This is a genomic window from Streptomyces chryseus (assembly GCF_014650755.1).
GTDB classification, from domain to species: Bacteria; Actinomycetota; Actinomycetes; order Streptomycetales; family Streptomycetaceae; genus Streptomyces; species Streptomyces chryseus.
Window position 1 is genome coordinate 23,677 of the sequence record NZ_BMVO01000011.1, and the last position, 11,029, is coordinate 34,705.

10 protein-coding genes are annotated in these 11,029 nt (G+C 70.4%); 5 read left to right on the forward strand and 5 right to left on the reverse strand.

The genetic code is table 11. The annotated features are described in order from the left end of the window. Positions 1 to 550: 550 nt before the first annotated feature. Positions 551 to 1,372 (forward strand): SPDY domain-containing protein, encoded by an 822-nt coding sequence (locus IE185_RS18065; protein WP_189715516.1) that lies wholly within the window; start codon positions 551 to 553, stop codon positions 1,370 to 1,372. 113 nt (positions 1,373 to 1,485) lie between these two features. On the opposite strand, the gene IE185_RS18070 is transcribed toward IE185_RS18065, so the two are convergent. Continuing rightward, complete coding sequence (locus tag IE185_RS18070; RefSeq protein ID WP_138898861.1) at positions 1,486 to 1,866, reverse strand: hypothetical protein; 381 nt, start codon at positions 1,864 to 1,866, stop codon at positions 1,486 to 1,488. A gap of 247 nt (positions 1,867 to 2,113) precedes the next feature. On the opposite strand from IE185_RS18070, the gene IE185_RS18075 reads away from it, so the two are divergent. Then, entirely contained in the window at positions 2,114 to 2,440 is a 327-nt protein-coding gene (locus tag IE185_RS18075; protein ID WP_138898862.1) for a hypothetical protein, read from the forward strand. 141 nt (positions 2,441 to 2,581) lie between these two features. Here the strand turns inward: IE185_RS18075 and IE185_RS18080 are convergent, their stop codons facing one another. The 4 genes from IE185_RS18080 to IE185_RS18095 all read right to left on the reverse strand — a co-directional run bounded on the left by IE185_RS18080 (position 2,582) and on the right by IE185_RS18095 (position 8,154). Continuing rightward, on the reverse strand, positions 2,582 to 4,276 hold the full coding sequence (locus IE185_RS18080) for a relaxase/mobilization nuclease domain-containing protein (protein ID WP_229843574.1): 1,695 nt from the start codon (positions 4,274 to 4,276) through the stop codon (positions 2,582 to 2,584). Beyond that, positions 4,273 to 4,914: a MobC domain-containing protein gene (locus IE185_RS18085; protein ID WP_189715518.1), complete on the reverse strand. Its 642-nt coding sequence runs from the start codon at positions 4,912 to 4,914 to the stop codon at positions 4,273 to 4,275. Before IE185_RS18085 ends, IE185_RS18080 begins: the two co-directional genes overlap by 4 nt. 82 nt (positions 4,915 to 4,996) lie before the next feature. After that, complete coding sequence (locus IE185_RS18090) at positions 4,997 to 6,340, reverse strand: hypothetical protein (protein WP_189715520.1); 1,344 nt, start codon at positions 6,338 to 6,340, stop codon at positions 4,997 to 4,999. Between the two features lie 275 nt (positions 6,341 to 6,615). After that, positions 6,616 to 8,154: a DnaB-like helicase N-terminal domain-containing protein gene (locus tag IE185_RS18095; RefSeq protein WP_373303736.1), complete on the reverse strand. Its 1,539-nt coding sequence runs from the start codon at positions 8,152 to 8,154 to the stop codon at positions 6,616 to 6,618. 284 nt (positions 8,155 to 8,438) lie between these two features. On the opposite strand from IE185_RS18095, the gene IE185_RS18100 reads away from it, so the two are divergent. From IE185_RS18100 to IE185_RS18105, 3 genes are all read left to right on the forward strand, one after another. Next, positions 8,439 to 8,954 (forward strand): helix-turn-helix domain-containing protein, encoded by a 516-nt coding sequence (locus tag IE185_RS18100; protein WP_373303737.1) that lies wholly within the window; start codon positions 8,439 to 8,441, stop codon positions 8,952 to 8,954. Between the two features lie 126 nt (positions 8,955 to 9,080). Next, positions 9,081 to 9,458, forward strand: a complete 378-nt coding sequence (locus IE185_RS33190) for a helix-turn-helix domain-containing protein (protein ID WP_373303738.1) — start codon at positions 9,081 to 9,083, stop codon at positions 9,456 to 9,458. A gap of 32 nt (positions 9,459 to 9,490) precedes the next feature. Then, the gene (locus IE185_RS18105) at positions 9,491 to 10,999 is read left to right on the forward strand and encodes a LacI family DNA-binding transcriptional regulator (RefSeq protein ID WP_138894020.1); all 1,509 of its coding nucleotides are present in this window, start codon (positions 9,491 to 9,493) and stop codon (positions 10,997 to 10,999) included. Positions 11,000 to 11,029 lie beyond the last annotated feature (30 nt).

Sequence of the window (11,029 nt, forward strand, 5' to 3'; positions counted from 1 at the left end):
ATCACATGACAGAAGACGAGGTGCGGCCCCCGAAGTGGGGTTGGATTCTCGATCCGTCCCCCGGAGATTGGGGCCGTATCAGCGAAGGCAGCCCAGCCATCGCCACTGGGGGGAACGCGCAGCTGCGGGCGACGAGCCGGTGCATGACGTGCATGGGGACTCTCGGCGGCTGATGATCTGCAAGGCGTGCTGTGCTGTGGGGTAGCTGACCAGAGGGCCGACGGTTTGCCGACGGCCCTCTTTCGTTTCGTGGTTCTGGGCACGCCGGATGCGGCACGACTCGGTTCGATGGCAAAACGACTGCGTTCGATGTCAACGGACAGCAGTTCGCCGGGGGCAGACAGGAAAGCTCGTAGAAGGGCTGGCCACGGTGGGCAGGGCATGTCAACGTAGACGACCTTCCCGGAGATCTCCAGGGCAAGGCAACGCGGTTTCGGAGCACGACGACGATTGCTCCGGTGAGCCCTAAATTCCCACCGGCGGCGACTCTGCCGCCTCGCCCCTGGTACTCCGCTCGCTCCGTCGGCGACTAGCAAAGATACCCCCGCTCTTGGAGGCGCTCCTGAACTCGCACTTCCCGTTCGACCCGTCCCTCCCCATCGGCGCCCCGCCCGCGTACTGGGTCGGTCCCCGGCACCTGGCTGGCGACGACGCCTGTCTCTACGACGCGGTGGCCGACACACTCGCCGGCCTTGGCTGGATGAGCCTGACGATCGCCCGCGGGCGGCGTGAACTCGACGAGCCGCTGGAGGACCGTCAGGTGCTGCGCAGCACCGTCCTCCATATCAGCCCCGACACCCTCCGCTGGGCACAGTGGGTGCTGCCCGACGAGCCGTTTCACCTCGGTGCGCTGCCGGTCGCCTGGCAGGTCTCCGCCCGCTCGGACGCGACCAGCCCGGTCGCGGAATGGTCCGCCTACTTCACCCCCGGTGTCCCGGGTGAGGTCCTCACCGACTTCCTCTTCGCGCTCGACCGATGCGACCGTCCCACGGCCGCGTCGACCGGGCCCGAGGTGGTCTTGGACGCGGTCACCGCGCACGGCTGGCTCCCCGATGCCGACGAGCCCCATACGACGGCGATGCATCCCACCTTCACCGCCCGCCTCAGCCTCAGCGAGGTACCGCCCCTCATCCAGGACGCCAACCCGCGCGCCCTGACCACCGAGCCGGATGAGACAGGGCCGTTCGGGTGGCAGGCGTGGGCTGAGCCCGCGATGGGCGCCCCGTACGTGTGGGCTGCGTCGTTCGCAGCCAGCGTGCCGCATGACCTGGTCGCGGCATTCGCCTCCTCTCTCAGCTCCACCGCACCGGTGCTGCGCCGGGTTCTACCGGAGAGCACGCGGGACCGGCTGATGCGCGCCCCGGCCAGCTGAGACCTGCCCGCACTATGAAGCCGGGCCTCCCAATTGGGAGGCCCGGCTTCAGCGTTGCTGTGCTCTGGCGTCTTCCACGGGTCACCCCTGTCAGTGAGTGACGCGGGCCTTCGTCAGAAGGTGTACGGGGTGAAGGGACGGACCGGTTCGATGATGAGGCCGAGCAGTCGATCGAACTCGGTCCGTTCGTCCTTGCTCATGAGCTGGACGGCGTTGCCGAGGTTCTTCTCGGTGAGCTGGTCCATGAACGGGGCGAGGAAGCGCTGCATAGCCTCCGGCACTTCGTCAATCGTGCGCAGGTACTCCTGGTACCGCGCGAACTGTTCGCTCACCTCTTCCAGTTCGACGCGGGTGGCCCTGAAGGCGAGGGCCTGTTCCTCCTTGCTGAACGGGCGTCCGTCGCGATGGGTCCAGGTGTTGGTGTCAGGCCGGCGCTTGAAGTCCGCGTCGCAGAGCAGGGCGACGATCTCGGGGCGTGCTGTGGTCTTGGGCATACGGGTGCTCCTCACAGGAGTCGGGTGGGTGGAGACATCAATGGTCCGGAGGATCGCCGGTTTGCCCAACCGGCGATCGTCGGCTATGTTCCGCCCGCTTCGGGCCGCTGAGCCTCACCCTCCGCACCAGGTCGAGGCCGAACTGACCCGTCTCATCGCCCCGGAACGGGTGATGCCATCGGCAGCACCGCGGGTCTACGGTGATGGACGGGCCTCGTGAATGGCGAGACCACCCCAGGGAGAGCCGATGGACGACACCAACACCGCACGGCGCGTCATCACCGAGGACGAATACCAGGACGCGGCCAAGTGCGTTCGTGAGGCCGCCGGTCGATCCGGGCCCCGTCTCAGCCGCGCCGCGACGGACGACATCACGGCGACCCTCCTGCTGAGCGCCGGTCTCCTCACTCCGCCCCCGGCTCCGGAGCCCGGCACGTGCACCGCGCTCTTCCCGGACGACGAAGGCATGTGGGTGCAGTGCGAGGAGGAACCCGGCCACGCCGATACGTACCACAGCGACGGCGAAATCGAATGGACCGACGAGGACCCCAACGCCGTGCCGCCGCAGGGCTGACGCACCGATGAGCACACCGGACACCACGGCGCCGCCCCGGACGTCGCCGCCGACGTAGCAAGCGGCCAACAATTCGCCAACAGTGCCTCTCCTGCCGGAGGTCAGAGCCTGCAGTGGGCTGGCAACGTTCGCGTGCAGCGGTCAGCGACGGCCGTGTCCGCGTGTCGTGGCTGGCTGCGGCGCAGGGAGCGGCTGACCCTGGACAGCGAGGTCCGTTCGGGCGCCCGTGACCTTCCGGGATTGGGCGGCTCGTGCTCGGTCGGCGGGGCTGAGGCGCTGGATGCGCCAGGTGAGGGCGCGTGCCGGGGAGCGGGCGTCGTCCAGTGGTCGCTGGTCGACTGCCTGCTTCAGCAGTGCGGCGGGTTCGTGCCCAGCCGCTTCGGCGTCGGCGAGGGCGGTGGCGAGGGCCGGCCAGGCGTGGTCGTCGAGGACCTGCTGGGCGTGCGTGGGTACGGCCTCATAGACGAGGGCGACGAGCCGTTCGACTGCGGGGGCGGGCGGCTTGCGGTGGGCGAGGGTGGCCAGCGGGACCGCGGCGGCTTGGTCGTAGGCGGCCTGCAGGTGCACGAGCGCTTGGCGGGCGGCGATGACCTGCTGGTCGTGCTGGCGGAGCTGGTGCCAGCGTCCGGCGGCAATGACCGCCAGGATGGCCACGTCGAGGAACATGGCCAGCAGGGCTCCGTCGCGCGGCGCCGGCTGGCTACGCATGGCCCGGATGGCACCGCGCAGGGCACGGGCATGCTCGTGCTCGGCACGGATGCGAGAGCGGGTGGCACGTTCGAACGTGGCAGCGGCTTGACGGAGGTGCGGCCGGATTTCGTTGGGGGCGAGGAGGGGCAGGGCGTCGAGGGCTTCGCCGAAGGCGGCGATGTGGGCCTGGGCGGCTGCGTCGTCGCCCCGGTCAAGGCGGTCGGGGATGTGCTCGGCGACAGCGGTCGCTTGGTACCACGGATCGGGTCGGTGCTGCCCCGTCGTCTGGGCGGGCTGGTCGGTGGCATTCAGGCGGTCGCGGATCTGGGGGAAGGACAGGTCGGGGGCGAGCTTGGAGCCGGAGTACCAGACGGGCTCGCCGACGGCGTTGGTGTCCCCTTCAATGGCGATCTTGAATCCGCGGATGCCGCCGGAGGGGAAGCGCTGGATCTCGACCAGCACGCTGTCGGTGGCGGCAAGGATGCCGAGGAACTCCTCGGGGCTGGTGGCCACCGAGACCGCGGTGCGGACGGTGAAGCGCAGGCGCTCGCGGGCGGTCATCTCGTGGCCGGCCCGGCGTGCCTTTTCGGTCTCAGCGCGGGTGGGGCGCTTGGCGGCGGTGCGGTCGCCGCGTACGACTTGCCGCAGGCCGTACTCCTTCTCGATGGCGACCAGTTCCTTGTCGGCGGTCAGGTAGTCGTTCCAGTGGCGGGCTGGCCGGACGTCGCCTCGGACCTTTGTGGCGGCGATGTGGATGTGGTCGTCGGCGTGCCGCACGGCCACCCAGCGGCACCCGTCCGGATCACCGTCGGGGGCGATGCCGGTGGCCGCCACAACCCGGCGGGCGATGTCGGCCCACTCGGCGTCGCTGAGGTGGCGGTCAGTCTCGGCGGCGCGGATGGAGCAGTGCCACACGTGCCGCTCGGGCGCCTGGCCGAGGCGCCGGGCCTGCTTCACGTGCAGGTCGAGGTCCGCCACGAGAAGCTTCTTTGTGGCGGCGGGGTCGTCGGCGCGGCCGGGGTCGGGGGCGAAGCCGTCGAAGGAGGCGACCAGGTGCGGGTCGGTGTGCTCGTTGGCCCGGCCGGGTCCGTAGAGGTAGCGGATGAGGCCGGCGGTGTCCTTGCCGCTGCTGATTTTGGCGATCACCAGGCTGCCTTGGTGGAGACGGCCTGGTTGGCGGCTTCCCTGATGTGGTTGACGGCCGTGCCGACCGCGCTCAGGGTGCGCTCGGCCTGGGCCAGGACGGTGGTATCCACAGGGTGTGGATGGCCGCCGGAGTTCAGCTTCTTGGCGACCTGGTTGACGAGGTGGCCGATCTTGGCGACCTGCTGGCGCAGGGCGGTCAGCTCGTCGATGTAGTCGTCGAGCTGCGTGCGCTGGCCGGGCAGGGTGAGGTCGCCGTGGACGTGGGCCATGACGACAGCGCCGACGTAGTGAGCGCCAGCGATGTTCAGCGACTGGGCCTTGGCGAGGATGTCGGTCTTCTCGTCGACGCTGTAGCGCACGTCGACACGCTCTTTGCGCTGCTCGTCTTTTCGCTTGCGGCGACGGGCGGCACGACGCAGGGCGGCGGCGTCGGCGGCACGCGGCAGCGGCACGGCGTCGTAGGTGGGCTTCTCCTGCTCGGGCACCCCCTGGTGCCCGAGGTCCTCCGCCACCCCCGGGGCGGAGGGCTCTGCGTTGGACCGGCCGTTGGACGGTCCAATGCCATACCTTGCTGCGCTGGTGGCTGGGGTGGTCATCTCCTGCTGGCCGGTGGGGTGTTCGGTGCGCGGGTCGTGCATGGGTCTCCCTATCAGTTCGGGGAAAGAGGGGCTGAGCCGGATGGTCGCGGGGGCGGGGCGACCTTTACAGGCGCTGCGGGGCTCAGCGAGGGGCGGCGGCGTTCAGTTCGGCCTTGACCTCGCGGACGATGGCGCCGGCGTGGTCGCTGGCGACGCTGTAGCCGTCGCCGCGCACGGCTTGTTCCAGGAGGTCGCGGGACAGGCGGCCGGTCTCGCCGTGGATGCGGTGGGCGTAGTCGCGAAGGACCTTGTCGGAGGCGCGGGGTTTGCGGTTCGGCTGCTCCGGCTTCGGCGCAGCGCTCTTGCCCGGTTTGGCGCCTGAGCCGTCGCCCGGCGGCGGCCCGCTGCCCGTGAGCGGCGGAGCCTCGTGCTGCGGGCGGGCTGCCGGTTCCGGGCCGGTTCGGGCGTTGGGATTCGGGCGGGCGGCCCGGTGGGGTTCGTCGTTGCCCGGAGCCGATGGGTGCGGGCGGGGTGCGTCTTCCGCCCGCTTGTCGGCGTCCGCCCGGCTGTGGTCGGGCCGTGCTGCGGGCGGGCTGGCCATCTGTGGGGCGGGTGCGGTCCAGCGCGGGGCCAGGTCGATGGTGGCCAGGGCGGCTGCTTGGCGGCGGGTGGCGAGCTGGCGCAGCAGCCGCTCGTCGAGGCGGGGGTCGGCGTCGACGCCGGAGCGGGCGAGTGCCTTGGACAGGCGGCGCACGGTGCGCTGCCCTGCCCGCCCGGTGCGCTGCTCGGGCGACATCTCGGCGAGGCGGGCAGCCAGAGCCACGGCCCGGTGCATGGCCCGCTCACGGATGATCTGGGCCGCGCCCTGGTCTTGCTCGACGATCCCCAGGCGGGCCAGCAGCCGCTCGCGGGCCTGCCGTGTGAGGACGGCGGCCAGTCCGCGGGAGGCGGCGTCGGGGGTGCGCTGGCGCAGTTCGATGCCCATGGCCAGGTGCCACAGCACCGCCGCCATCACCGGGCCGGTGAAGGCGCGCATGGTGCCGCCGACCGGGCCGGCCTCGGCGTAGGCGGGGATGGCCTGCATGGCGGTGATCACCCAGACCAGGACTCCGGGCAGGCCGGCTGCCCGCCTGGGGCCATGCAGGTTCTGGCGTGCCATCAGGGCCATGGCGAACAGGGCCAGTTCGGCGGCGGCAAACATCGCGGTGCGCTCGGTCGTGTTGCGCATGTCGAGGTAGTGGGCGGCGAACCGCCAGCTGGTGTCCGCGCTGTAGGCGGTGCACACCAGCGCCGCCACGGCCGCTGTGACGACTGCGGCCGAGCCGCGCCGCTTGCGGTCATGGATGCGGGGTTGGCCGCGTCGCCGGGCAAGCAGGCCCACCAGCAGGGCGCAGATCGCGAAGGCCAGGACGGCGAAGGCCAGGGACATGCTGTCGCCGTAGGGGAGGGAGGCGGTGGCGAGCGGATCGGTTATCGCAGGGGGCATGTACGGGGCTACTCCGGGGGGTCGTGGGGACCTTGGCGGGCGGGTGCGGAGGGGGGCGTTCACGGCGTTCACGCAGGGGGCGTACACGCGAGCCCCCTTCTAAAGGGGGGCTCGCGCGTGAACGCTCGGGCGCGTGTACGGCGTGTACGGTCGCGTGAACGTCTGACCTGCGGTTTTGCGGCGAGCGTGTACGCGTGAGGGGCGGCGTGGGCCCGTGTGCGCGGAGGGGGTGCGTGTACGCCCCCGTGTACGGTCCCGGCGTCCGGCGGGAGGGCCTAGGAGACGGCGCCGATGTGGCGGACCGAGGCGCGGTAGCGGGCCTGCTGGCCGCCGCCGGTGCCGCCTGCGGCGCCTTCGGCTTTGACGGCGAGTCCGGCCTTGACGAGGCGGTCCAGGATGCGCCTGGCCTTCTCGGTGGCGGCTCGGTCAGGGCTGGTCTCACCGCTCTGGAGGACGGCGAGTTCGCGGACGGTCAGACCGTCGGGGCGCTGGCGCAGGATCTGCGCCGGGTCGCATTTGGGGTCGACCGTGGTGATGCCGCGCTCGTGGTCGTGAATGAGCTGGAGGGGGCCGATCTCGCCGGTGGGGTTCTTGAGGTGGTGCAAGGTGACTGCGAGGTCGCCGGCCTCGCCGGAGACGAACAGGACACTGCCCGCACCGGAGGTGAGCCACGTGGAGCCGTACACACGGTCCAGGGTGGGCTTCTGGGCGCGCGGGGCGCCCTCGGTGGCCTTGCGCTGGTGGTGCAGCTCGATGATCTCGACCTCGGCGCGTATGGCTCTCTGACGAGCGTTGTTGTAGGCGTTGGCCAGGGCATCGTCGACCAGGGTGCTCATCGCGTCCTTGAGGCTGTCGATCACGATCGTGTCGGCCTGGTGGGCTGCGGCGAGGTCGGCGAGGAGGTCGGGCTCCTTGTCCAAAGTCGCGGGCAGCGGTCCCTGCCAGACGCTGAGCCCGTCGCGCAGGCGCTGCTCGTGCTCGGGCTGGACGCGGCGGGCCATGGCGCGGGCGATCTGCTTGTACCGGTCTAGCGCCAGGTACAGCACCCGCTTGCCCGGCGCGACCGGCATATCCAGGACGCTGTCACCGATGCCCAGGCGAGCGAAGACCACCTGGTGGGCGAGTGTCGTCTTGCCGACGCCCGGAGCCCCGACGATCATCAGGCTCTCCCCCGATGACCACGCCGTCTGCTCGCGGGTCCCCCACAGCGGCTCGGTGTCAGCGCCGGTCTCGGTGACGAACCGCCACCCGTCGGTGATGAACCGGGAGAGCCGCCCCTGTCCCGATGCCAGGGCGCGTTCACGTTCGGCACGGACCTCAGATTCGACCTCGCTGCGGATGGCATCAGGGTCAGCGCCCGGCCCCATCGTGCGCTGCACGGTGCGTATACCGGAGGTGCGCAGGCGGCGCAGGTCGGCCATCTTGCGCACGATGTCGGCGTAGTGGACGGCGCCGCTGACCGAGGGCATGGCGTCGGCGAGCTGATGGACGTACCCTACGCCGCCGACCCGCTCCAGATCGTCCTGCGCGCGCAATCGGTCGCACAGGACAACGGGGTCGGTCGGCTTGTCCTCACTGCGTAGGGCGAGAATCGCACGCCAGACCGTCTCGTGGGCCGGACGGTAGAACTCATCCCCATCGAGCAGCTGACGTACTTCGTCAATCATCGCCGCGTCGTGCATGCAGGCGCCCAGCACAGCGGCTTCGGCATCGAGGTCGTGCGGCGGTACGGCGGTGATGTCGGAGGGCGCAAGAGGGTGGCCGTTTGCGGCGAGGTGTGGCGCGTCCGGCCGAGGGTCGGTCATACTGGGCATCAGCTCCTCTGCTCGCGGGCCATATGGGACGGCAATCCCGGCCTCACAGGTTGATCGCTAGGGATGGCGGTTGAGAGGTTTGCGCTTAGGCCCCCCGGCTGTGCCGGGGGGCTTTTCTCATGCGGCGGTCGGTCGTGCGGCTCCTCGGGTCTCTGCGGTTGGCAGTACCACTATGCCACACGAATTGCCGATCGCAGAAGTGTTTTGCATCTCGCAGAGTGGATGCTACTGTTTACCAGTCGCTGCATCGCGCAGAGGCTTGCTACGAACGGAAGGAGGTGCCCGTGGTCGATGACGACTCCCCGCAGGGGATCCTGCTCAGCGGCGAGGAGAACGTCGCGGTCCGGATCAGGCTGGAGCGCGAGGCGCGTGGCTGGAGCACCACAGCCCTGTCCGACCGGCTCAACGAGGCTGGCTTCGAGATGAACCCGTCCGCGGTCTGGCGCATCGAGAACCGCAAGCGCCGCATCAACCTCGACGAGGCCATCGGCTTCGCCGAGGTCTTCGGCCTTGACCTGCGCAACCTCGTGGGCCCCCCGCAGCTCGCCGCCCAGGCCCGCGCCATGGAGCTCATCGACGCTGTCGTCGACACGTTCCGCGGAACCCAGCGCGCCAGCGCCGCCTACACCCAGGCGCGCGACGAACTCGACGCCTACCTCGCCGAGCACCCCGACCTCCGCGAGGAAGCCGACGTCATGGTCTCCAACGCCATCGCCGAGGCGTCCACCAAGCACCTGCTGGAGACGTACGGGCCGCCACCCGGCGAGAGCCGCGACGCCAGTTCCGCCAACGAGACGTAGCTCGGCTCTCCCTCCCGTCCTGGGCCCGCGAACCCCCAGCACGGGACACCTTTCACCCTCATCCCTAGCGATCGACCGGCGGGCCGGTGTTGCCGCACCCACGCCCGCAAAAGGAGGGCTTACCCCTTGAACCGACCCGCAATACCCCCTGCCTCCACGCCGACTCCGCGCCCCGACGCCGCCCTGCCACGCCTCTACCTTCCCGAGGAGGTCGCGGCCGTCCTCGGCTGCTCCGCCTGGTGGGTCAAAGACCGCGCCCGCCGACGGCTCATCCCGTTCACCCGCGTCGGCCGCGCGTACCGCTTCTCGGACGATCACCTTGCCGAGATCGTTCGCATGCACGAAGAGCGCCCGGCCCGGAATCCGCAGCGCCCCAGCGGCATTGCTGTGCCCGCTCGGAAGCCTGCGACGCGACAGCGCACCGAGACAGCCCTGCCCACGGTCCGTCTCAAGGCCCGGCCCCCTCGCCGCTTGGTCAAGTCCCAGTACGGGACCGCTGCTTAACGCACCCCACACGACAGAAGGGAGGGAACTCGGTGGGGTACGCAGAGAAGCGCGGCGGCTACTGGCGCGGCCGGTACAAGATCGAGGACGGCAAGTACGGCACAGTCGCCGATTCCACGGGTGCTGTGGTCAAGTTCGCCACCAAGCGCGAGGCCAAGCAGGCCGCAGACGCAGAAGAGGTGACCGTTCGGCGTGGCCAGTGGCGCGACCCGGGGCTTGGCCAGGAAACCTTCGGCGAGTACGCAAGCCGCTGGTACGAGGCCCAGGACCTGGCCGCCTCGACCATGCAGAACTACAAGCGCCACATCGAGGAGCATCTGCTCCCCGACTTCGAGGACAAGGCGCTCGCCGGCATCCTGCGCACGGACGTCGACTCCTGGGAGAAGAAGGAGAAGGCCGTGTACGCGGCCTCCAGCGTCAAGACCTGGCGCTCGACGCTCCACCTGATCTTCGAGGACGCGATCGACGAGGGCCTGATCACGTCCAACCCGGCCGCCCGGCGGCGCGGGCGCGGCAAACGAGCCGGCCGCTCCCGCAACCGCGGGCCTGAGAAGGTCGTCACCGACGCGCTCGGCATCCTGCTGACCGCCGAGCGGGCCGCTCTGCTCTCCGGCCGTGACGACGAGTTCGTCGCCGTGGTCCTCAAGGGCTACACGGGCAAGCGCTGGGGCGAAATCGTCGGCCTGGAGTCAGAGTTCGTCCGGCCTGGCGCGTTCCGCGTCGAGTGGCAGCTGTACGAGCTGGACACCGGCGAGCTGGTGCGCTGCCCGCCCAAGGACGACAGCTACCGGACCATCGACGCGATGGACTGGCTGTCGGCCCTGGTCTTCGACCACATTGCCCGCACGAAGCCGACCCCCTGCCCTTGCCACAGGCGGACATACGTCTTCCGAGGCCAGGGGGCAGCGCGGACCGGGGGCCACCAGGGCGCCAAGCTCGTCGACGTCGCTCGGCTGGCCGGGCTCTCCACGGGGACGGTGTCCAACGTCCTCAACCACCCCGACCGCGTCGCGGAAGCCACGCGGATGCGGGTTGAGAAGGCGATCGCCGATCTCGGGTTCGTGCGGGGCGGTGCGGTGTCGGGGCACGCGGCCCACTGGCGCAGGAACGGTTTTGCGACCTGGCTGTTCACCCCAGCAGCCTCCGGCTGGTACCCGAAGAAGGCCCCGCAGGAGGCGCGACCCGTGCCCATCCTCGGCGAGCCATGGCCCGGCGTCCCGGCCCGAGGGCGGGGCGCTACCGATCGCGCCGATGCCTGCTGGCTCCCGATCGCCAAGGGCCTCACACCCCACGGCCTCCGTCACACCCACCGGACGATGATGGAGGACCTGGGTACGGAGAAGGTGCTCATGGACGAGCGCATGGGCCACCTCGACGCTTCGGTCTCCGCGCGCTACGCCCACGTCACCCCCGGCATGCGCCGGCGCCTCTTGCTCGGTCTCACCGAGCAGTGGGAGGAGGCCCTCGACGCCCGCCTGGCGATGCATCCGAGGTCACCAGTCGCTGTGCTCGACCGGTTGCTGTTGGCCTTGGCCGCCTGACTGCGGTACGGGGTCCGGTCAGCGCGACGT